Genomic DNA, 21510 nt, shown 5'->3' with positions numbered 1-21510 from the left:
CTAGATTGGGGCGGACCGACGGGGGATCGATGACGGCGCAACTGACCGACGGTCGGGCGGTACGCCCACCGCTGTGGCGGGACCGGAGCTTCGCCCTGTTCTGGGCCGGCCAGACGGTCGGTGAGCTGGGCACCCGGATGTCCGGGGTGGCGGTGCCGCTGCTGGCCGCCGGCCCGATGCGGGCCAGCGTGTTCCAGGTCTCCCTGCTGACCGTGCTGGCCTGGCTGCCGTACCTGGTCTTCGCGCTGCCGGCGGGGCTGCTGGCCGACCGGGTCGACCTGCGCCGGCTGATGATCGGCTGCGACCTGGGCCGGGCCGCGCTGCTGTCGTCGCTGCCGGTGGTCGCCCTGGTCGGCCGGCTCACCCTGGCCTTCCTGTACGTCGTCGTCGGGCTGTGCGGGGTGCTCACCGTGCTCTTCACCGTGGCCTACAAGAGCATCGTGCCGGCGCTGGCCCCGGCGGACCGGCTGGTCGAGGCGAACGCCCGGCTGACCGTCACCGCCGACACCGCCGCGCTGGTCGGGCCGACCGCCGGCGGGGTGTTGGCCGGGCTGGTCGGTGCCGCCCGTACGTTTCTCGGCACCGCGCTGGCGTTCCTGCTCAGCGCGGCGACGCTGGCGGCGGTCCGTCCGGTGGTCCGGGACCGCGGGCTCACCGACCGGGTGCCGGTGCGGGTCGCCCTCACCGAGGGGCTGCGCTTCGTCGGCCGGCGTCCGATCCTGCGTAGCATCCTGGCCTGCACCGCCACCTCGAACTTCTTCGCCATCGGCACCACCGCGCTGGAGGTCAGCTTCCTGGTCCGGGAGTTGCGGGCCGGCCCGGCCACGGTCGGGCTGGTCTTCTCCCTGGGAGCGGTCGGCGGTCTGGTCACCGGCGCGTTCGCCGCCCCGCTGTCCCGCCGGATCGGCACGGCCCGGGTGATCTGGGTGGCGATGGCGGTGCCGGGACCGCTCTACCTGCTGGTGCCGTTGGCCCGACCCGGGTGGGGGCTGGCGCTCTACGTCGTCGGGCTGGCCGCGTTCTCCGCCAACGCGGTGCTGTTCAACGTGTCGATCCTGTCGTACCGGCAGCGGATCACCCCGCCGGAGCTGCTCGGCCGGGTGAACGCCGCGTTCCTGTGGGTCTGCTTCGGGGTGGTTCCGCTGGGGGCGCTGACCGGCGGCCTGCTCGGCAGCCACTGGGGACTGCGGCCGGCGTTGGTGGTCTGCGCGCTCGGCACCTGGAGCGCCGCCCTGTTCGTGGTGCTGTCTCCACTGCGGAGCCTGCGCGACCTGCCGCCGGGCTGACGCCGCAGGGGCGGACCACCCGGGTCTTCCGTCCGGCAACCCCAACCCGTACGGTTTCCGACGGACACCGGCGGGTTCCCCGCCGACGATCACGGAGGTGTGCCCGTGCACGGGCGGATCTGGCTGGCCGGCATGGGCGTGCTGCTGACCACGGGCTGTGGCGCGTCGGAGGTCGAGCCGGTGCCGCTGCCGACCGGGGAACCGGCCACCGTGCAGGTGGGGGCCGCCTCGTCCGGTGGGGCGTGCCGGCTGTTCGACTTCGCGGTGATCGAGGAACACACCGGGGCCCGCTTCGACGTGGCCGCCGCCACCGAGCGCGACGACACCCGCACCTGCGTGGTACGGGCCACCGACGCCACCTGGCCGGAGCTGACCCTGACGGTCACCGACACCTCGATCGACGTGCCGACCTTCACCGCCGACGTGCTGCCCGCCGGGGCGAAGAAGGTGTCGAAGCTGGGCCAGGCCGCCTACCGCCGGACCGGCGCGAAGACCGCGAAGCGCGGCCCGACGGCCGAGGTGGGCTGGCTCGCCACCGAGGACCGGCTGGCCACGCTCCGCTGGACCTGCCGGCCGGGCGACGACCGGGCGACCGCCGACGAGGTGGCCGACCACCTCGTCGACCTGGCCAGGACGCTCGACACCCGGTCGTTGTGACGGCCGGTCGCGGTTACGGCCGGGCCGCCGCCGGGGCGGTCAGTGGGCGGCGACGAAGACCCGCGAGGCGACCTCGCGGGGCAGCCGGACCCGTTCGCCGGAGCGGTCGATGAACACCCCGTCACGTTCCTGGGCGACGGTGACCGTGGCGCCCGGGTCGACCCCGGCGGCGTGCAGTTGCCGCAGCACGTCGGCGTCGGTCTGTACGCTCTCGCAGATCCGCCGGACCACCACCTGCCCGGTCAGCCCGGGGAAGGCGAGGTTGCGTTCACCCTCGACCGGCTCGCTGGCCCCGGCCTGCGGCGGACCCAGCTCCTCAAGCCCCGGGATCGGGTTGCCGTACGGCGAGCGGGTGGGGCGGTTGAGCAGGTCGTACACCCGCTTCTCCACCGCGTCGCTCATCACGTGCTCCCACCGGCAGGCCTCCTCGTGGGCCTCCTCGTAGGGCATCCCGATCACGTTGACCAGCAGCAGCTCGGCGAGCCGGTGCTTGCGCATCACCGACACGGCGCTGCCCCGGCCCAGCTCGGTGAGCGCCAGGTGCCGGTCGCCCTCGACGGTGAGCAGCCCGTCGCGTTCCATCCGGGCCACGGTCTGGCTGACGGTCGGCCCGCTCTGCCGTAACCGCTCGGCGATCCGGGCACGCAACGGTGGCACGCCCTCCTCTTCGAGTTCGAGGATGGTGCGCAGGTACATCTCGGTCGTGTCGACCAGGTCATGCTTCACGTCAGCGGCCTCCCGGTGGTCGATGCTACCCCGGCGCGCGAAGATCGACCTGCGCCGAAACGCGAGGTCGCTGCGCCGATGGTGTTGACTGGACGTCATGTCCGGTACCGATGACCCCCTGATCGAGCCGGATCGGCTCGCCGACGAGCTGGCCCGACCCGACGCACCGACCCTGCTGGACGTCCGCTGGCGGCTGGCCGGCCCGCCGGGCCGCGACGACTACGTCGCCGGGCACCTGCCCGGCGCGGTCTTCGTCGACCTGGACACCGACCTGTGCGGTCCGCCCGGCGCGGCGGGCCGGCACCCGCTGCCCGACCCGGCCGCCCTCCAGGCCGCGCTGCGGGCCGCCGGGGTGCGTACCGGCCACCCCGTGGTGGTGTACGACGGCGGCGACGGCCTGGCCGCCGCCCGCGCCTGGTGGACGCTGCGCTGGGCGGGGCACCGGCCGGTCCGGGTGCTGGCCGGTGGCTGGCCGGCCTGGTGCGCCGCCGGGCTGCCGCAGACCGTCGAGGTGCCCACCGTCACGCCCGGTGACGTGACCGTCCGGCCGGGCGCGCTGCCGGTGCTGGACGCCGACGCGGCGGCGGCCCTCGCGGCGGCCGACGACGGGGTGCTGATCGACGTGCGGGCCGCGCCCCGCTACCGGGGCGAGACCGAGCCGATCGACCCGGTCGCCGGGCACGTGCCGGGCGCAGTCAACCTGCCCGCCCCCGGGTACGTCACCGAGGGGCGCTACCCGGCGGCCGACGTGCTGCGGGACCGGTTCGCCGCGGTCGGGGTGCGCGCCGACGCGCCGGTGGGGGCGTACTGCGGGTCGGGGGTGACCGCCGCGCAGGCGGTGCTGGCCCTGCACCTGGCGGGCCGGCCGGACGCCGCGCTCTACGTCGGATCGTGGAGCGGGTGGGTCGCCGACGGGTCCCGGCCGGTCGCGACCGGCCCGACACCCGGCGGCTGACCTGCACGTGTGGTGGGCGGGCGGTGACCGTCGTGCGACGATGACCCCATGTCGGACGACACGCTGGTGGTGTGGGACGAGTCCCTGCTCGACTACGACATGGGGGAGCATCCGCTGGACCCGGTCCGGGTCGAACTGACCGTGGCCCTGGCCCGGGAGCTGGGCGTCCTGGACCGGCCCGGGGTGCGGCTGGTCGAACCCGAGCCCGCCGACGACGCGACGCTGACCCGGGTGCACCGGCCCGACTACCTGGAGGCGGTCCGGGCCGCGCCGCGCGATCCGCTCTTCGCCGGGTACGGACTGGGCACCTCGGACAATCCGGTCTTCGACGGGATGCACGAATCCAGCGCGCTGATCGCGGGGGCGAGCGTGGCCGCCGCCGAGGCGGTCTGGCGGGGCGAGGCCCGCCGCGCGGTCAACGTGGCCGGCGGGCTGCACCACGCGATGCCCGACCGGGCCGCCGGGTTCTGCGTCTACAACGACCCGGCGGTGGCCATCGCCCGCCTGCTCGACCTCGGTGCCGAACGGGTCGCCTACGTCGACGTGGACGTGCACCACGGCGACGGCGTGCAGGAGATCTTCTACCGGGACCCCCGGGTGCTCACGGTGAGCCTGCACGAGACCCCGCTCGCGCTCTTCCCCGGCACCGGGTTCCCCGACGAGACCGGCGGGCCGGGGGCGCAGGGCAGCGCGGTCAACGTGCCGCTGCCGCCGGGCACCGACGACGCCGGCTGGCAGCGGGCCTTCCACGCGATCGTACCGTCGGTGCTGCGCGCGTTCCGGCCGCAGATCCTGGTCACCCAGTGCGGGGCCGACGGGCACCGGATGGACCCGCTGGCCGACCTGCACCTGTCGGTGGACGGGCAGCGCGCCACCTACCTGGCGTTGCGGGCGCTCGCCGACGAGTTGTGCGACGGCCGCTGGGTGGCCACCGGTGGCGGCGGGTACGCCCTGGTGGAGGTGGTGCCCCGGGCCTGGACCCATCTGCTGGCGGTGGCCACCGGCGACCCGCTCGACCCGGCCACCCTCACCCCGCCCGGCTGGCGCACGCTGGCCGCCCACCGGCGACCCGGCCATGACGTGCCGCTGCGGATGACCGACGACGTCGACCCGGAACACCGGCCGTGGCAGCCGACCGGGGAGCCGAACTCGGTGGACCGGGCCGTGGCGGCCACCCGCAAGGCGGTGTTCCCGCTGCTCGGGCTGGACCCGTACGACCCGCGAGACTGAGCCGGGGACCTGGGGAGGGACCGGTGACCACTGTCGACCAACCGGTGGACGTGCTGCTCAGCGACGGCAGCACCGTCGGACTGCGACCGATCCGGCCGCAGGACGCCCCGGAGATCGTCGCCATGCACGGGCGGTTCTCGGAACGCACCCGCTACCTGCGCTACTTCTCGCCGTACCCGCGTATCCCGGAACGGGACCTGCACCGCTTCGTCACCGTCGACCACCGGGACCGGGAGGCGTTCGTGGTGCTGGCCGGCGACCGGATCGTCGCCGTCGGCCGGTACGAGCGGCTCGGGCCGGCTGCCCCCGAGGCCGAGGTGGCGTTCGTGGTGGAGGACGCCTACCAGGGCCGGGGGATCGGCTCGGTGCTGCTGGAGCACCTGGCCGACGCCGCCCGGCGGGCCGGCATCGGGCACTTCGTCGCCGAGGTGCTGCCCACCAACGGGGTGATGCTGCGGGTCTTCGCCGACTTCGGCTACCAGGTGCAGCGCCAGTTCGCCGACGGGGTGGTGCACCTGACCTTCCCGATCGCGCCGACCGAGGCGACCCTGGCGGTGCAGCGCGGCCGGGAACACCGCACCGAGGCCCGGTCCATCGCCCGGCTGCTCGCCCCGCGCGGGGTGGCCGTCTACGGGGCCAGCGCCACCGGTCAGGGCGTCGGCGCGGCGCTGCTCGGGCACCTGCGTGACGGCGGCTACCCGGGGGCGGTCGTGCCGGTGCACCCGGGCGCGCGCACGGTGGCGGGGCTGCCCGCGTACCCGTCGGCGGCCGACGCGGGGGTGGCGGTCGACCTCGCGGTCGTCGCGGTGCCCCCCGACGCGGCGGCCGGGGTGGTGGCCGACGCCGCCGCGGCCGGCGCGCACGGCGTGGTGGTCATCTCCGCCGGCTTCGCCGAGGCCGGCCCGGCCGGCGCGGCGGCCCAACGGTCCCTGGTCCGGGCGGCGCACGCCGCCGGCATGCGGGTCGTCGGCCCGAACTGTCTGGGGGTGGCGAACACCGACGAGCGGGTACGCCTCAACGCCACCCTGGCCCCGGTGCTGCCGGCCCCCGGCCGGGTGGGTTTCTTCAGCCAGTCCGGCGCGTTCGGGGTGGCGCTGCTGGCCGAGGCGCAGCGGCGCGGGCTGGGCCTGTCGAGTTTCGTCTCGGCCGGCAACCGGGCCGACGTGTCCGGCAACGACCTGCTCCAGTACTGGCAGGACGACCCGGGCACCGACGTGATCCTGCTCTACCTGGAGACCTTCGGTAATCCGCGCAAGTTCGCCCGGCTGGCCCGCCGGATCGGCCGGGCCAAGCCGGTGGTGGCGCTGGCCTCGCTGGCCCGCCCGGCCGGCCCGGCGCTGGACGAGGCGGCCGTCAGCGCGCTGTTCGCCCAGTCCGGGGTGATCCGGGTGGACACCGTCGCCGAACTGCTCGACGTCGGGGTGCTGCTGGCCCACCAGCCGCTACCCGCCGGTGACCGGGTCGCGGTGGTGGGCAACTCGTCGGCGCTGACCGGGCTGGCCGCCGCCGCCTGCGTCGGGCAGGGCCTCACCGTCGCCGACGGCTACCCCCGCGACATCGGCCCGCACGCCGGGGTCGCCGAGTTCACCGCCGCGCTGGCCGGGGCCGCCGCCGACGACCGGGTGGATGCGCTGGTGGCGGTCTTCGCCCCGCCGCTGCCGGGGCAGCTCACCGTCGAGGAGGCGGACGTCACCGCCGCCCTGCCGGCGACGCTGGCCGCCGGCAAGCCGACCGTGGTGACGTTCCTCGCCGGGCGGGTGCCGGCGGGGCTGCCCGCGTACCCGAGCGTGGAGGAGGCGGTGCGGGCGCTGGGCCGGGTCGGCCGGTACGCCGGGTGGCTGCGGCGGGACCCGGGCACGGTGCCGGAGCTGATCGGGGTGGACCGGGCCGCCGGGCGGGCCGCGTTGCGCGGTGACACCGCCGACCCGGTCGCGCTGCTCGCCGCGTACGGCGTCGAGGTGGTCGGGTCGGTGCCCGCCGGCAGCGTCGACGAGGCGCTCGCCGCCGCCGACCGCTGCGGGTGGCCGGTGGCGATGAAGGCCGCCGCGCCCGGCCTGCGGCACCGCCTCGACCTGGGCGCCGTCCGCCTCGACCTGGCCGACCCGGTCGCCCTGCGCCGGGCGTACGCGGACCTGGCGGCGGGTTTCGGCGCGCAGGTGCTGGTCCAGCCGATGGTGCCGCCCGGGGTGGCCTGCGTGGTGGAGTTGCGGGAGGACCCGGCGTTCGGGCCGGTGGTCGGTTTCGGGCTGGGGGGTGTCGCCACCGAACTGCTCGGCGACCGGGCCTGGCGGGCCGTGCCGTTGACCGACCGGGACGCGGCCGAACTGGTCGACGAGCCCCGGGCGTCGCCGCTGCTGCGCGGGCACCGGGGTGCCGCCCCGGTGGACCGGGCGGCCCTGGCCGACCTGCTGCTGCGGGTGGGACGGCTCGCCGACGAGCAGCCCCGGGTGCGGGCGCTCACCCTCAACCCGGTGCTGGCCCGCCCGGACGGCATCTCGGTGCTGCACGCGGCGGTGGGGGTCGGCACGGCCGGGGCCCGCCCCGACACCGGCCCGCGCCGCCTCTGACCGACGCCGCCGGCCGGACACCCGGCGGGCGGTCACCGCAGAGAAGGTCAGGCCCCCGGCGAACCGCCGGGGGCCTGACCGCGAACCGTCCCGCTCAGCAGGCGTACGCCTCCAGCCGCTGCGCCCGCTCCGGGTCACGCAGCTTGAGCAGGGTGACCTTCTCGATCTGCCGGATGCGCTCCCGGGACAGGCCGAACTCCTTGCCCACCTCGTCGAGGGTGCGCTGCCGGCCGTCGTCGAGGCCGAACCGGAGCCGGATCACCGCCTGCTCCCGCTGCGAGAGGGTGGCGAGCACGATGCGTACCTCGTTGCGCAGTTCGCCGTTGGCGGCGGCGTCTCCCGGCTCGGTGCGCGGGTCCACCGAGGCGACGAAGTCACCCAGGGCGCTCTCGCCGTCCTCGCCGACGGCCTGGTCGAGGCTGACCGGCTCCCGGTCGTACGAGATCAGCTCGATGACCTGGAACTCGGGGATCTCCATCGCCCGCGCCACCTCGGAGACGATCGGTTCGCGGCCCAGCGTGACCGACAGCTCCCGGCGGACCCGGACCATCCGGTTGACCTGCTCGACCATGTGCACCGGGATGCGGATGGTGCGGGCCTGGTCGGCCATCGCCCGGGTGATCGCCTGCCGGATCCACCAGGTGGCGTAGGTGGAGAACTTGTAACCCTTCGCGTAGTCGAACTTCTCGACGGCGCGGATCAGGCCCAGGTTGCCCTCCTGGATCAGGTCGAGGAAGGCCATCCCCCGCCCGGTGTAGCGCTTGGCGATGCTGACCACCAGCCGCAGGTTCGCCTCCAGCAGGTGGTCCTTGGCGGCGCGTCCCTCCCGGGCGATCAGCGCGAGGTCGGCGTGCAGGTCGCCGGAGACGGGGGTGCACGTCGACAGCTTCTCCTCGGCGAAGAGCCCGGCCTCGATCCGCCTGGCCAGCTCCACCTCCTGGGCCGCGGTGAGCAGCTTCGTCCGGCCGATGCCGTTGAGGTAGGCCCGGACCAGGTCGGTGGAGACCCCGCGCTCGTCGGTGGCGTCGAGGTCGGTGAGGGCTTCGGTGCCGTGCTCGGCGTCGATGGTGGTGGCCGGGCGCGTCTTGTTATCGATCATCTGCAGGGCCATCTCTGTGTCTCCCCGTGTCCGCTTTCGTGTCGCGTACCGACGCCATCGGCCCCGGTGACGAACAGCTTTCCAACCGGGACGTGAAACGGGGGTGAGGTGATCGGGGAACCGACACCAATTCGGTCAGGTGCGGGGCTGGCCGTGGTGGGTCTTGCCAGGTCCGGTTACCGTGCCAGCGGTTGACCATGGTGGTCGGCACGCGAACAGGCAATGGAGGACGTGGTGGTCTTCAAGCGGCTCATGCAGTCGATGGGGGTGGGCGGTCCGTCGGTGGAGACCGTCCTCGCCAACCCGAACTGCCGTCCGGGCGGGGTGCTGGAGGGGCGGGTGCACGTGGCCGGCGGCGACCACGCCACCGACATCGAGTACGTGGCGCTCGGTCTGGTCACCCGGGTCGAGGTGGAGGGCGCCGACTCCGAGTACGAGACCACCCAGGAGTTCGCCCGGCAGCAGGTCACCGGCCCGTTCCGGCTGGAGGCGGGCCAGCGGTACGACATCCCGTTCCGGTTCGCCGTGCCGTGGGAGACCCCGCTGACCGACCTGTACGGCCACCGGCTGCACGGGATGACGATGGGGCTGCGTACCGAGCTGGAGGTGGCCCGCGCGGTCGACAAGGGTGACCTGGACGCGGTGTCGGTGCATCCGCTGCCGGCCCAGGAGCGGCTGCTGGAGGCGCTGCTGCGGCTGGGCTTCCGGTTCGCCCGCGCCGACGTCGAACGCGGCCACATCTACGGCGTACGACAGAGCCTGCCGTTCTACCAGGAGATCGAGTTCTACCCCGCCCCGCAGTACGCCGGGGCGATCAACCAGCTCGAGGTCACCTTCGTCACCGACCCGCACCAGATGCAGGTGGTGCTGGAGCTGGACAAGCGCGGCGGCCTGTTCACCGAGGGCCGGGACACCTTCGGTCGGTTCACCGTCGACCACGCCAACGCCGACCGCACCGACTGGGCCGCCCAGCTCGACGGCTGGCTCCGCCAGTCCCTCCAACGCCGAGGCCTCTTCTCCTGACCCACCCCGCCCCACCGCACCCCGCCTCCCGCCCTCGCCCCTCCTCTGCCCTGCCCCGCCTCGCCTCGCCCCGGTGATCAAGAGGTTTGCGTCATCCTGAAGATCAAACTTGACGCAAACCTCTTGATCACCGAGGCGGGCGCGGGGCGGGCAGGGCGGAGGGGGCGAGGGAGGCGACGGGGCTGGGGCGGGTGGCGGGGGTGGGAGGGGCGGGTCAGAGGTCCAGGAGGAGGGTGCGGGGGCCGATGTTGATGCTCTCGACGAGCATGTGGGCGCGGAAGCGGCCCGTCTCGACCGTCGCGCCCCGGGCACGCAGCGCCTCGACCACGGCGGTGACAAGTGGTTCGGCCACTTCGGCGGGGGCGGCGGCGGTCCAGCTCGGCCGACGGCCCCGGCGGGTGTCGCCGTAGAGGGTGAACTGGCTGACCAGCAGGATCGGGGCGCCGGTGTCGGCGGCACTGCGGTCGTCGTCGAGGATGCGCAGCTCGTGCACCTTGCGGGCCATCGTGCGGGCCAGCTCGGGGGTGTCGGTGTGGGTGACCCCGAGCAGCACCAGCAGGCCGTCGGTGATCGCGCCGACCACCTCGCCGTCGACGGTGACGCTGGCCCGGCCGACGGTCTGCACCACCGCCCGCATCAGTCGGTCACCGGCTCGACGATGCCCCGTTCGACCAGGTGCGCCACGATCGGGCCGGCCGCCTCGGCCAGCTCGTCGGTGGTGACGTCGTGCGCGGCGGCGAGCAGGGCGAGCTGGTCGCGCAGCGGCAATCGCCCGTCGCAGCCGCCGACCAGGGCCAGCACCAGCGGGTCGATCTCCTCGCTCCAGCGCAGCCCGTGCGGCATCGTCAGGACCTGCCGGTCCACCGACCAGCCCTCGTCGCCGATGGTCGCCTCCTGCCGCAGTTGCAGCCCCGGGGCGGCCCGGTAGCGGGCGTCGAGCACCCCGTCGGTGCCCCGGGCGCGCAGGAAGTCCTGCCGGTCGAACCAGGCGGCCACCTGGTCGCCGAGGGGGGCCTCGACCCGCTGGCGCAGATCCTCCACCCGGACAGCGGGATCGGTGTGTCCGCCCCGGCGCAGCGAGACGATGCCGAACCCGACCGCCTCGATCTTGTGCGCGTCGAACCAGTCCAGCCAGGCCGCCGCCCGGTGCGGGTCGGCCGCCTCGCCGACGTCGGTCAGCCACAGGTTGACGTACGCCATCGGGTCGGCGACCTCGCGTTGGATCACCCAGGCGTCCAGGCCGGTGCCGGCGAACCAGCCGGTCACCCGTTCCGCCCAGTCCTCCCCGGCGACGTGCACCCAGTTGGCCAGGTACTGCATGGTGCCGCCCTCGGTGAGCAGGCCCGGGGCGGCGGCGGCCAGTTCCGCGCCGATCGCGTCACCGACCCGGCCGGAGTCCCGGTAGACGTGGGTGGTGGTGCCCGGCCCGACCACGAACGGGGGGTTGCTGACCACCAGGTCGAACCGGCGGCCGGCCACCGGGGCGACCAGGTCGCCGCGGAGCAGTTCCCAGTCCTGCCCGTTGAGGGCGGCGGTGGTGGCGGCGAAGCGCAGCGCCCGCTGCGACACGTCGGTGGCGGTGACCCGCCGGGCCCGGGTCGCCAGGTGCAGGGCCTGCACACCGGAGCCGGTGCCGAGGTCCAGCGCGGTGTCCACCGGGCGGCGGACGGTCGCCCCGATCAGGGTCTGGGTGGCCCCGCCGATGCCGAGCACGTGTTCGCTGGGCAGCGGCCGGCCCGGGCGGGCGCTGGCCGGCACGTCGGCGAGCACCCACCAGTGGTCCCCGTACGGCTCCAGGTCGACCCCGGCGCGTAGCCCGTCGCCGGACGGCTCGACCAGGCCGGCGGCGACGGCCTCGGCGAGGTCGAGCGGGGCGAGCGCGGCGGCGACCGCCGACTCGGGCTCGGTCTGGTCGCAGACGAACACCCGGATCAGGGCGGCCAGCGGGTCCCGCTCCTCGGTGGCGCGCAGCGCGGCCCGGAAGTCGTTGCGGGCGACCCCGCCGGTGGCCTGCGGCCCGAGCCGGCCGGCGATGCCGTTGGCGGTGAAGTCGGCGCTGGTGAGCGCGGTGCGCAGCGCATCGACGCCGGCGGGGGAGAGCAGCATGTCGTAACGGTCCACCTCGTCATCCTGCCTGGCCGGGGGCCGGTGGTGGCGGGCACCCGTTGACTTCCATAACACCAGCTCAATCCCCCGGCCGTTATCTCTGTTACGTACGTCGATGTCTCGTTAGCATTCCCTCCAACATCCGTCGATGGGACGTTCGGACGGCCCCTGCCTGCCCGGACGGACCCGGTAGGGAGTTCAGACGATGTCCGACGTGTCCGTCCCCCGGCGTCGCGCGATCCGCGCGGTCGCCGTCGCGGCCGCCGCCGCGGCCCTCTCCGTCGCCGCGGGCGCCCCCGCCCTCGCCGCCCCCACCGGCCAGATCCGCTACGCCTCCGCCCCGGACGCGATCAGCGGCAGCTACCTGGTCGTGCTGAAGGGCGAGGCCGTCGGCGCCGCCAACAGCCGCACCGCCCGGACCGCCGTGCCGGACCGCGCCGCCAGCCTCACCAAGCGGTACGGCGGCAACGTCGCCGACGTCTACAGCGCCGCGCTCACCGGGTTCAGCGCCAAGATGAGCGCCAGTCAGGCCCGCCGGCTCGCCGCCGACCCGTCGGTGGCCTACGTCGAGCAGGACCGGGTGATGACCGTCCAGGCGACCCAGACCAACCCGCCGTCCTGGGGCCTGGACCGCATCGACCAGCGCAACCTGCCGCTGAACTCCAGCTACACCTACCCGAACACGGCCACCAACGTGCGGGCGTACATCATCGACACCGGCATCCGGACCACCCACACCGACTTCGGCGGCCGGGCCACCTGGGGCACCAACGCGGTCGACTCCAACAACACCGACTGCAACGGCCACGGCACCCACGTCGCGGGCACCGTCGGCGGCACCAAGTACGGGGTGGCCAAGGGCGTGCAGCTGGTCGCGGTGAAGGTGCTCAACTGCCGGGGTCGCGGCAGCACCACCGCCGTGGTCAACGGCATCAACTGGGTGACCGCCAACGCGGTCAAGCCGGCGGTGGCCAACATGAGCCTCGGCGGCGGGGCCAGCACCGCCATCGACAACGCGGTGGCCAGCTCGATCAGCTCGGGCATCACGTACGCGCTGGCTGCCGGCAACTCCAGCGCCGACGCCTGCAGCTCCTCCCCGGCACGGGTCGCCTCGGCGATCACCGTCGGCGCCACCACCAACACCGACGCGCGGGCCTCCTACTCCAACTACGGCACCTGCGTCGACCTGTTCGCGCCGGGCTCGAACATCACCTCGTCCTGGAACACCAACGACACCGCCACCAACTCGATCAGCGGCACCTCGATGGCGTCCCCGCACGTCGCCGGTGCCGCCGCCCTGGTCCTGTCGGCCAACCCCTCGTACACCCCGGCGCAGGTCGCCAGCTCGCTGACCGGCAGCGCCACCCCGAACGTGGTGACCAGCCCCGGCTCGGGGTCGCCGAACCGGCTGCTCTACGTCGTGAACTGACGCCTTCGGGCACCGACGGCCCGGTGGACACCCGTGTCCACCGGGCCGCGCTGTGTCCACCGGGCCGCTTTGCGCCCGGACGCCTCCCGCCCGGCGGGCCGGAGGCGGATGTCGGTCGGGCGGACGGCCGGGACGGGCAGGATGGGGGCATGACGCTCTCGTTGCCCATCGACGGCGAGGCCAACCGGCTGCTGGAGCGCAGCCCACTGGCCCTGCTGACCGGGATGCTGCTCGACCAACAGGTGCCGATGGAGAAGGCGTTCTCCTCGCCGTACGTGCTCGCCCAGCGGCTGGGGCACGACCCGGAGGCCCGGGAGTTGGCCGACTACGACCCGGCGGAGCTGGTCGAGGTCTTCGCCCGGCCACCCGCGCTGCACCGGTTCCCGAAGGCGATGGCCGGCCGGGTGCAGGAGTTGTGCCGGGTGCTGGTCGACCGGTACGCCGGCGACGCCGGCCGGCTCTGGGCGGACGTCGGCGACGGGCGGGAACTGCTGCGCCGCATCGCCGACCTGCCCGGCTTCGGCACCCAGAAGGCGCAGATCTTCGTCGCCCTGCTCGGCAAGCGGTACGACGTGCGCCCCGACGGCTGGCGGGAGGCCGCCGGCGGGTACGGCGGCCCGGACACCTTCCGCTCGGTCGCCGACGTCACCGACGCGGAGTCGCTGCGCCGGGTGCGCGAGTACAAGCAGCAGGTGAAGGCGGCGGCGAAGGCGGACAGGGGCTGACGCAACCGGAACCGGGTCGGTTCGTTGAGATCCGCGACAGCGGCGACGGGTGGACGATGGCGGACGAGCGGGGGGCGGCGCTGCTGCGCGGCGGGCTGAGCTCACCCCGGACCACCTTCCTGGAGCTCTTCTTCGACCTGGTGTTCGTCTTCGCGTTGACCCGGGTGTCCCAGCGGATCATCGACGACCTGAGCGTCGTCCGTCAGGATCTGCTGGCCGAGATCACCCAGACCCTGGTGATCTTTCTGGCCTTCTGGGCGGTCTGGACGTTCACCGCCTGGGTCACCAGCCGGTACGAGCCGGAGCGTCCGGAGATCCAGTTCGTGGTGGTCTACTCGATGCTGGGCAGCATGGTGATGGCGGTCGCCGCCCCACGGGCCTTCGACAGCCGGGGGCTGGCCTTCGCCCTCGCGTTCGTGGCGGTGCAGGTGGGGCGACCGCTCTTCCTCACGCTGGCGTTGCGGGGGCATCCACGACGCCTGGTCACCGTGCGGGTGGTGGCCTGGGCGGTGATGAGCGCGGTGCCCTGGGTGCTCGGCGCGGTGTTCACCGGGCCGTGGCGGCTGGCCTGCTGGTCGTTGGCCGTCGTCGTCGACTACGCCGGGCTGATGTTCGGCTGGCCGGTGCCCCGGCTCGGCGCGACCCGCACCTCCACCTGGGCGGTGCTGGGGGAGCATCTGGCCGAGCGTTACCAGCAGTTCTTCCTGATCGCCCTCGGCGAGAACATCCTCATCATCGGGCTGTCCTTCAGCGGGTACAGCTTCTCCGGGGCCAGCTCGGGGGCCTTCCTGCTGTCCTTCGTCACCACCGTGCTGCTCTGGCGGATCTATTTCCACCGGGCGGGTCACCTGCTCACCGAGGCGATCCGGGTGGCCGACCGGCCCGGCCGGCTGGGGGAGTCGGTGAGCTGGACCCACCTGGTGATCGTCGCCGGGGTGCTGGCCACGGCCGTCGGCTACGAGCTGGCGATCGTGCACCCGTACCAGCGCACCGAACCGTCCTGGGCGGTCTTCATGATGGGCGGCCCGGCGGTCTTCCTGGTCGCCCGCGCCCGCTTCGAGTACGAGATCTTCGGGCGGGTCTCCCGGTCCCGGGTCGTCGGGGTGCTCGCCCTGGCCGCGCTGGTGCCCGTCGTGACCCGGACGGCGACCGTGGTGGCACTGGCCGCAGCGGCCGCCGTGCTGGCGGCGATCACCGTCGCCGACTACCGCCGGGCGTATGGGCAGGCCCCGGAGCAGCCCCACCCGGCCCTGTGAGCCGGGCCGGTCAGGCGGCGGTGGGGCGGGACAGCGAGGCGAGCGCCCGGCGTACGTCGGCGAGCGAGACGGTGGCCGAATCGTCCAGGTCGGCCAGGCCGGCCTCGATCCACTGCCGCATCAGGGTGGTGACGCCGATGCCGCGCGCCTCGGCCGCCGCCCGGACCCGGTCGTAGGTGTCCATCGGCAGGCGTACCGAACGGCTGACCATCGGTACGTCGGTGTCGGGGGCGGGCAGTTCCACCGGCTGACTGTCGTCGATCAGCTCGGCGAACGTGTCGTCGCCGCCGTGGAATCGCTTGATGGCCTCGTCACGGTTCATCGCCGTCGCCTCCTCTATCGGCGCGTTCTCCGCACGGTCTCGTCGTAGCGCTTGGCCTCGACGTCGCTCAGGTCGCGGGCGGAGAGGACGTCCCAGTCGTGGTCGGTGCCGTCGGCCTCGGCGAGCAGGACGGCCAGCCGCCGGCCGCGACCGCTCGCCGCGTAGACGACCGTCAGGTCCTCGCCGAGGTGCCGGATCACCCGGCGGGTGCTGTGCAGCGCCTCCCAGACTTCCCCGGGGGTGACGTCGTAGACCCGCAGGTTGGCCAACGCCTCCTCGGTGAAGCTGAACCGGCTGCCCACCGCCGGAGCGTACCACGGACGTAACACGATTCCGGTATGCGTCGATTTTCGCTGATCAAGGTGATGCGGTGACAGGATGGTGGGTAATCCCCTCAGGAGGTCCATGGTGAAGCGTCAGGCGTACCAGCCGATTCTGATCACCGACGCCTCGCGCAGCCAGGACGACCAGCTCACCAGCCGACAGAAGCGGTACGTGCTGATGATGGGCATCCGGGTGGCCTGCGTGATCGCCGGAGCGGTACTGGTCGGCACGAAGGCCCCGCTGCTCTGGCTCTGGCTGCCCCTGGTGGCGCTGGGCATGATCCTCATCCCCTGGCTGGCGGTGCTGCTCGCCAACGACCGCCCGCCCAAGGAGGAACACCGGCTGGCCACCAGGTTCCAGCCCCGGCACCGCGACGAGACCCCGCCGATGAGCCTCACCGCCGAGGAACGCCCGCACCGGATCATCGACGCCGAACCCTGACGGGGCCGGCCGGTGCGGGCGTGGCCGGCACCGTTACCCGCCGGTCGCCTCCGGCCGGGCACCCACCATCGAGACCGCCAGGGCGCCCAGGTCGGCGGCCCGGGTCAACGCGGCCCTCGGGGTCGCGCCGGTGGTCCAGGCGGTGAGCAGGCCGGCCGCGAAGGCGTCCCCGGCCCCGGTGACGTCCACCACGGCGACCCGCAACGACGGCGTCACCCCGACGGTGGCCCGCCGGTCCACCCAGATCGCGCCCGCCCCGCCCCGCTTGACCACCACCCGACGGGCCGCCGCCGACAACGCCCGTGCCTGGGCCGCCGGATCCAACCCGCCGGCCAGCACCCCCGCCTCGTCCGCGTTGACCAGCAGCAGGTCGACGTCGCGTACCCAGGACAGGAAGGCCGCCGCACCGATGCGCCGCAGCGGCGCGGCGGAGGCGGCGTCGACGCTGGTGGTCAGCCCGCGCTCGCGGGCGGCGGCCAACGCGCGCAGTCCGGCCGGTCGCGACCCGGCGTCCAGCAGGCAGTACGCGGACAGGTGCAGGTGGGTGGCGTCGGGCAGCGCCGCCAGGGACCGGTCCACATGGTCGGCGGTCAGCCGCAGGTTCGCCCCCCGCTCGGTGACCATGGTCCGCTCGTCGGCGGTGGCCAGCACGATCACCGTTCCCGTGGTGGCCTGCGGGTGCACCTCGACCGCGCAGTCCACCCCCGCCCGTTGCAGCTCGGCCACCCGGTCCCGGCCGGCGCTGTCGTCGCCGACCGCCCCGACCAGCGTCACCGGCGCGTGCTGGGCGGCGATCCAGGCGGCGGTGTTGGCCGCCTGCCCGCCGCCGGTGACCTTGATGGTCGCCGGGGTGTCCGAGCCGGTGGCCAGCGCTCCGGCCAGCACGGCGACCACGTCGGTGATCAGGTCGCCGACCACCACGATCCGACCGGGAGCGGTCATGCGGCGGCGCGTCCGGCCGCCGCGACCGCGATCCGGGCGGCCAGGTCGGCGTTGCGCAGGATGATCCGGACGTTGACCGCCAGGCTGGCGCCCTCCGTGGCCGAGTGGAAGTAGGCCAGCAGGAAGGGGGTGACCGCCTTGCCGGTGACGCCCTCGCGGCCCAACCGGGCCAGACCCTCGGCGAGGGTGCGGTCGTGCAGCGCCGGGTCGAGTTGCTCGTCGACCGGGAGCGGGTTGGCCACGATCAGGCCGCCGCCGTGCACCCCGTGCTGCTCGCGGGCGGCGAGCACCGCGGCGACCTGCTCGGGGGAGTCCACCGACCAGTCCAGGTCGAACCCGGACTCGGTCAGGTAGAAGCCGGGGAAACGCCGGGTACGGTAGCCGACCACCCCGACGCCGAGGGTCTCCAGCCGCTCCAGGGTCGCCCCGACGTCGAGGATCGACTTGACCCCGGCGCAGACCACCGTGATCGGGGTACGCGCCAGGGTGACCAGGTCGGCCGACTCGTCGAAGGTCTGTGCCGCCTCCCGGTGCACCCCGCCCAGGCCACCGGTGGCGAAGACGCCGATCCCCACGGCGGCGGCCACCGCGCTGGTGGCGGCCACGGTGGTGGCCCCGTCGGCACCGGTGGCGGCGGCCACGGCGAGGTCGCGGACGGAGAGCTTCGCCACCGGATCGACGGTGGCGAGCCGGGTCAGCTCGGCGTCGTCGAGGCCGACGACGAGTTCGCCGGCGATCATGCCGATGGTGGCCGGGACGGCCCCGGCGTCGCGTACCGTCTGCTCGATCTGCCGGGCGACCCGCAGGTTGTCCGGTCGGGGCAGACCGTGCGAGACGATCGTGCTCTCCAGGGCGACGACGGGACGGCCGTCACGCAGGGCTTCGTCGACCTCGGTACCGGGCCGGATGTGAAAGGTGGTCACGTCAGCTACCGTAACTGGCCGCCGTCGGGGTGGGCTGCGGTGGACCGGACCCGGCCGACCTGCCAAACTTGTGCAGTTGGAGGTGTGACTGTGAGTACCGAGGTTCTTGAGCGTCCCGAGTTGAAGGACGCCGACACGGGTCCCGAGATGTTCCATTACGTACGCAAAGAGAAGATCGCCGAGAGTGCCGTGATGGGCACCTACGTGGTGGCGCTCTGCGGCGAGACCTTCCCGGTGACCAAGGCCGCCAAGCCCGGCTCGCCGGTCTGCCCGAAGTGCAAGGAGATCTACGACTCGTACCGCGAGTGATCCGGGCGGTCCGCCGGACCGCCCCCGTAACCTTCGGCGGTGTGACCACCTCCACCGCCCTGCTCCTGGCCGACCTGACCGGGGTGGCCGTCTTCGCCGCCTCCGGCGCCTCGGCGGCGGTGGCGAAGCGGCTCGACCTGTTCGGCGTCGTCTTCGTCGGGTTCGTCGCCGCGCTGGGTGGTGGGATCTTCCGCGACCTGGTCATCGACGAGGTCCCGCCGCTCGCCTTCGCCGACTGGCGCTACGCCGCCACCGCCGCGGTCACCGCCAGCGCCGTGTTCTGGCTGCACCCGCAGCTCGCCCGGCTGCGCACCACCGTGCTGGTGCTCGACGCCGCCGGGCTCGGCCTGTTCACCGTCACCGGCACGCTCAAGGCGCTCGACGCCCGGGTGCCGGCGGTCGGCGCGGTGGTGATCGGCATGCTCACCGCGATCGGCGGCGGGCTGGGCCGGGACCTGCTCACCGCCGAGATCCCGGTGGTGCTGCGCCGGGAGATCTACGCCGTCGCCGCACTCGCCGGCTCGATCATGGTGGTGCTGCTGTCGGCGCTGGGATACGCCGGAGCGGGCGGGCTGACCGCGGCGGCGCTGCTGGTCTTCGTGCTGCGCCTGGTGGCGCTGCGGCGACGGTGGTCGGCGCCGGTGGCGACGATGCGTCCGCCGGAGACCGGCCTCGGTCGTCCACCCCGCTGACCGGCGGCGGGACCGGTCGGCGTGGTGTCGGCTGGGGTTGCCGGGCCCGGCTGGTTATGCTGGGCCGGCCTTCGCGGCATGCTCTGCGCGGAGGCGTTTTCATGGGCGGCGGTACCGTGGCCCTCGGCCCGGATCCGCCTCGTGCGGTCGGAGAGGAGCCTCGGGTGGCACCCCGGTTGCCGGCGTTGGAGACGTTCCCGCCCCTGCGCGCCTGGCAGCGCAAGGCGATGGTGGAGTACCTGCGCCGTCGTACCGAAGACTTCACCGCGGTCGCCACCCCCGGTGCCGGCAAGACCACCTTCGCCCTGCGGATCGCCGCCGAGCTGCTGGTCGACGGCACCATCGAGGCGGTCACCGTGGTCGCCCCCACCGAGCACCTGAAGACCCAGTGGGCGCAGGCCGCCGCCCGGGTCGGCATCCAGCTCGACTCCGCGTTCCGCAACGCCGACCTGCACTCCGCCGCCGACTTCCACGGCGCGGTCGTCACCTACGCCCAGGTCGGGATGGCCCCCCAGGTGCACCGGCGGCGCACCATGACCCGCCGCACCCTGGTCATCCTCGACGAGATCCACCACGCCGGGGACTCCCGCTCCTGGGGCGACGGGGTCAAGAACGCCTTCGAACCCGCGGTACGCCGGCTGATGCTCACCGGTACGCCGTTCCGCTCCGACGACAACCCGATCCCGTTCGTCACCTACGAGCGCGGCGGCGACGGGCTGCTGCGGTCCCGCGCCGACTCGGTCTACGGCTACTCCGACGCGCTGCGCGACGGCGTCGTGCGCCCGGTGCTGTTCCTGGCGTACTCGGGGGAGACCCGCTGGCGTACCAACGCCGGGGACGAGTTGGCGGCGCGGCTCGGCGAGCCGATGACCCAGGACCTGATCGCCCAGGCCTGGCGGACCGCACTCGACCCGGCCGGGGACTGGATGCCGCAGGTGCTGCGGGCGGCCGACGCCCGGCTGACCGTGCTGCGCAACGCCGGGATGGCCGACGCCGGTGGCCTGATCATCGCCAGCGACCAGCAGAACGCCCGCTCGTACGCGAAGCTGATCGAACAGGTCACCGGGGAGAAGGCCACCGTGGTCCTCTCCGACGACCAGGGCGCGTCCGCCCGGATCGCGACGTTCGCGGCGTCCGAGCAGCGGTGGCTGGTGGCGGTCCGGATGGTCTCCGAGGGCGTCGACATCCCCCGGCTGGCGGTCGGGGTGTACGCCACCAGCGCCAGCACCCCGCTGTACTTCGCGCAGGCCATCGGCCGGTTCGTCCGGGCCCGCCGCCCCGGCGAGACCGCCTCGGTGTTCGTGCCGAGCGTGCCGCACCTGCTCGGCCTGGCCAGCGAGATGGAGGCCGAGCGGGACCACGTGCTCGGCAAGCCCAAGGACCGCGAGGGCTTCGACGACGACCTGCTGGAGCGGGCCCAGCGCGACGAGCAGGCCAGCGGCGAGCTGGAGAAGCGGTTCACCGCGCTGTCCGCGACCGCCGAACTGGACCAGGTGATCTTCGACGGGGCGTCCTTCGGCACCGCCGCCCAGGCCGGCACCCCGGAGGAGGAGGAGTACCTGGGGCTGCCCGGTCTGCTCACCGCCGACCAGGTGTCGCTGCTGTTGACCAAACGGCAGGCCGACCAGCTCGCCGCGCAGCGGCGTCGGGCGGCCGTCCAGGCCGCTGAGCCGGCCGCTGCGGCCCCGGCGGCGCCCGCCGTACCTCTGAGTGCCGCCCAGCGTCGGGTGGCGCTACGGCGTCAACTGAACGCTCTGGTGGCCGCTCGGCACCACCGTACGGGCCTGCCCCACGGCAAGATCCACGCCGAGCTGCGCCGACTCTGCGGTGGCCCGCCCAGCGCCCAGGCGACCATCGAACAGCTCGAAGAACGCATAGCCACCGTCCAGACCCTCTGACGGCCCCCGTTCCCTCCCGCCCTCCCGTCCCGTTCTCCCCGGCCCCGGATCCCCCGGCTTTTGCCGGTGATCAAGAGGTTCGGGTCGGAAATCGGTGGGATGGTGACGCGAACCTCTTGATCACCGGTCCGGTGGCGGGGGAAGCCGAGGGCGGGGAGGGGTGGGGGAGTGGGTGCAGCCGGGAACGGCCGGGCGGAGGCACCCTGTGGGTGCCTCCGCCCGGCTGCGTCGTCGTAGGGGTTCGGGTCAGTTCGCCATCAGATCGGCGCCTCGCCAGCTGAACTCCGGGTCCGTCGCGAACTTCACCGTGATCTTCACGAGATCCTCGGCGTACTTGTTCGCGTGGTGCCCACAGAACACCAACTCGCTCCCACCCGCCAGAGTGATACGGAGCTTGCCGGCAGCATTGCAGCGGTCGCACCGTTCATCGGCGGCTGGGGGAGCCACCGTTTCGGGCGGCGGCGTGAGGGTCGGGGTCATCGCCTTCCTCCTCTGGTCGTCACCGATGAACACTCTCTTCGGTCGTTGCTCACTCATCGTGCAACACCCTTACCGGGCCCCGCCTTCCCAGTGTGCCCGCGGGGGACCGAGGTCACACCT

Annotated in this window: 22 protein-coding genes; 13 read left to right on the top strand and 9 right to left on the bottom strand. The window is 73.8% G+C overall.

Annotated features, from left to right (window positions below; all coding sequences use genetic code 11):
• The first annotated feature begins 29 nt into the window (after window positions 1-29).
• Window positions 30-1286 carry an MFS transporter gene (locus ACN265_RS23220; RefSeq protein WP_421409483.1) on the top strand — a complete coding sequence of 419 codons (1257 nt, stop codon included), beginning with the start codon at window positions 30-32 and terminating at the stop codon, window positions 1284-1286.
• A 105-nt stretch (window positions 1287-1391) separates the two neighbouring features.
• Window positions 1392-1943, top strand: coding sequence for a hypothetical protein (locus ACN265_RS23215; protein ID WP_421409481.1), 552 nt, complete (start codon window positions 1392-1394; stop codon window positions 1941-1943).
• A 39-nt stretch (window positions 1944-1982) separates the two neighbouring features.
• Here ACN265_RS23215 and ACN265_RS23210 read toward each other — a convergent pair whose 3' ends face one another.
• Complete coding sequence (locus tag ACN265_RS23210; RefSeq protein WP_088646456.1) at window positions 1983-2669, bottom strand: metal-dependent transcriptional regulator; 687 nt, start codon at window positions 2667-2669, stop codon at window positions 1983-1985.
• A gap of 97 nt (window positions 2670-2766) precedes the next feature.
• Here ACN265_RS23210 and ACN265_RS23205 point away from each other — a divergent pair, with 97 nt between their 5' ends.
• From ACN265_RS23205 to ACN265_RS23195, 3 genes are read left to right on the top strand one after another with little or no spacing between them, the layout of a single operon-like run.
• Window positions 2767-3624: a sulfurtransferase gene (locus tag ACN265_RS23205; RefSeq protein ID WP_421409480.1), complete on the top strand. Its 858-nt coding sequence runs from the start codon at window positions 2767-2769 to the stop codon at window positions 3622-3624.
• A 48-nt stretch (window positions 3625-3672) separates the two neighbouring features.
• Window positions 3673-4854 carry an acetoin utilization protein AcuC gene (locus ACN265_RS23200; RefSeq protein WP_204923963.1) on the top strand — a complete coding sequence of 394 codons (1182 nt, stop codon included), beginning with the start codon at window positions 3673-3675 and terminating at the stop codon, window positions 4852-4854.
• 23 nt (window positions 4855-4877) lie between these two features.
• A complete protein-coding gene (locus ACN265_RS23195) occupies window positions 4878-7421 on the top strand; it encodes a GNAT family N-acetyltransferase (protein WP_421409479.1) in 2544 nt (847 codons plus the stop codon).
• Between the two features lie 94 nt (window positions 7422-7515).
• Here ACN265_RS23195 and sigB read toward each other — a convergent pair whose 3' ends face one another.
• Window positions 7516-8532, bottom strand: coding sequence for an RNA polymerase sigma factor SigB (sigB, locus tag ACN265_RS23190; protein ID WP_377687505.1), 1017 nt, complete (start codon window positions 8530-8532; stop codon window positions 7516-7518).
• 222 nt (window positions 8533-8754) lie between these two features.
• Here sigB and ACN265_RS23185 point away from each other — a divergent pair, with 222 nt between their 5' ends.
• Entirely contained in the window at window positions 8755-9543 is a 789-nt protein-coding gene (locus ACN265_RS23185) for a sporulation protein (RefSeq protein ID WP_204924161.1), read from the top strand.
• A 214-nt stretch (window positions 9544-9757) separates the two neighbouring features.
• On the opposite strand, the gene dtd is transcribed toward ACN265_RS23185, so the two are convergent.
• Window positions 9758-10180 carry a D-aminoacyl-tRNA deacylase gene (dtd, locus tag ACN265_RS23180; protein WP_421409476.1) on the bottom strand — a complete coding sequence of 141 codons (423 nt, stop codon included), beginning with the start codon at window positions 10178-10180 and terminating at the stop codon, window positions 9758-9760.
• Complete coding sequence (locus ACN265_RS23175; RefSeq protein WP_421409474.1) at window positions 10180-11664, bottom strand: DUF7059 domain-containing protein; 1485 nt, start codon at window positions 11662-11664, stop codon at window positions 10180-10182. Before ACN265_RS23175 ends, dtd begins: the two co-directional genes overlap by 1 nt.
• Window positions 11665-11854: 190 nt before the next feature.
• On the opposite strand from ACN265_RS23175, the gene ACN265_RS23170 reads away from it, so the two are divergent.
• The 3 genes from ACN265_RS23170 (at window position 11855) to ACN265_RS23160 (ending at window position 15059) form a co-directional block, all read left to right on the top strand.
• Window positions 11855-13078: a S8 family peptidase gene (locus ACN265_RS23170; RefSeq protein WP_420116866.1), complete on the top strand. Its 1224-nt coding sequence runs from the start codon at window positions 11855-11857 to the stop codon at window positions 13076-13078.
• A 149-nt stretch (window positions 13079-13227) separates the two neighbouring features.
• Window positions 13228-13803 carry an HhH-GPD-type base excision DNA repair protein gene (locus ACN265_RS23165; protein ID WP_421409471.1) on the top strand — a complete coding sequence of 192 codons (576 nt, stop codon included), beginning with the start codon at window positions 13228-13230 and terminating at the stop codon, window positions 13801-13803.
• 56 nt (window positions 13804-13859) lie between these two features.
• Window positions 13860-15059, top strand: a complete 1200-nt coding sequence (locus ACN265_RS23160; RefSeq protein ID WP_421409469.1) for a low temperature requirement protein A — start codon at window positions 13860-13862, stop codon at window positions 15057-15059.
• 10 nt (window positions 15060-15069) lie between these two features.
• Here ACN265_RS23160 and ACN265_RS23155 read toward each other — a convergent pair whose 3' ends face one another.
• Together ACN265_RS23155 and ACN265_RS23150 are read right to left on the bottom strand one after the other, a co-directional pair.
• Window positions 15070-15381 (bottom strand): hypothetical protein, encoded by a 312-nt coding sequence (locus tag ACN265_RS23155; protein ID WP_204923970.1) that lies wholly within the window; start codon window positions 15379-15381, stop codon window positions 15070-15072.
• Window positions 15382-15395: 14 nt separating this feature from the next.
• A complete protein-coding gene (locus ACN265_RS23150) occupies window positions 15396-15683 on the bottom strand; it encodes a hypothetical protein (protein WP_281899565.1) in 288 nt (95 codons plus the stop codon).
• 103 nt (window positions 15684-15786) lie between these two features.
• Here ACN265_RS23150 and ACN265_RS23145 point away from each other — a divergent pair, with 103 nt between their 5' ends.
• On the top strand, window positions 15787-16146 hold the full coding sequence (locus ACN265_RS23145) for a DUF3099 domain-containing protein (protein WP_194821888.1): 360 nt from the start codon (window positions 15787-15789) through the stop codon (window positions 16144-16146).
• Between the two features lie 33 nt (window positions 16147-16179).
• On the opposite strand, the gene ACN265_RS23140 is transcribed toward ACN265_RS23145, so the two are convergent.
• Window positions 16180-17088: a carbohydrate kinase family protein gene (locus tag ACN265_RS23140; RefSeq protein ID WP_421409465.1), complete on the bottom strand. Its 909-nt coding sequence runs from the start codon at window positions 17086-17088 to the stop codon at window positions 16180-16182.
• Window positions 17085-18011 (bottom strand): pseudouridine-5'-phosphate glycosidase, encoded by a 927-nt coding sequence (locus tag ACN265_RS23135; RefSeq protein ID WP_204923974.1) that lies wholly within the window; start codon window positions 18009-18011, stop codon window positions 17085-17087. Before ACN265_RS23135 ends, ACN265_RS23140 begins: the two co-directional genes overlap by 4 nt.
• An 84-nt stretch (window positions 18012-18095) precedes the next feature.
• On the opposite strand from ACN265_RS23135, the gene ACN265_RS23130 reads away from it, so the two are divergent.
• The 3 genes from ACN265_RS23130 (at window position 18096) to ACN265_RS23120 (ending at window position 20910) form a co-directional block, all read left to right on the top strand.
• The gene (locus ACN265_RS23130) at window positions 18096-18320 is read left to right on the top strand and encodes a DUF3039 domain-containing protein (RefSeq protein WP_176739083.1); all 225 of its coding nucleotides are present in this window, start codon (window positions 18096-18098) and stop codon (window positions 18318-18320) included.
• 41 nt (window positions 18321-18361) lie between these two features.
• Window positions 18362-19012, top strand: a complete 651-nt coding sequence (locus ACN265_RS23125; RefSeq protein WP_363656439.1) for a trimeric intracellular cation channel family protein — start codon at window positions 18362-18364, stop codon at window positions 19010-19012.
• A gap of 164 nt (window positions 19013-19176) precedes the next feature.
• The gene (locus ACN265_RS23120; protein WP_204923976.1) at window positions 19177-20910 is read left to right on the top strand and encodes a DEAD/DEAH box helicase; all 1734 of its coding nucleotides are present in this window, start codon (window positions 19177-19179) and stop codon (window positions 20908-20910) included.
• Between the two features lie 246 nt (window positions 20911-21156).
• Here the strand turns inward: ACN265_RS23120 and ACN265_RS23115 are convergent, their stop codons facing one another.
• The gene (locus ACN265_RS23115) at window positions 21157-21390 is read right to left on the bottom strand and encodes a DUF7455 domain-containing protein (protein WP_088646450.1); all 234 of its coding nucleotides are present in this window, start codon (window positions 21388-21390) and stop codon (window positions 21157-21159) included.
• Between the last annotated feature and the right edge of the window lie 120 nt (window positions 21391-21510).

It is taken from the genome of Micromonospora sp. WMMD730, from assembly GCF_049178955.1.
Taxonomy (GTDB): Bacteria; Actinomycetota; Actinomycetes; order Mycobacteriales; family Micromonosporaceae; genus Micromonospora; species Micromonospora wenchangensis.
Note: the sequence above shows the minus strand (reverse complement) of the source record. Positions and strands in the feature narration are given on the sequence as shown.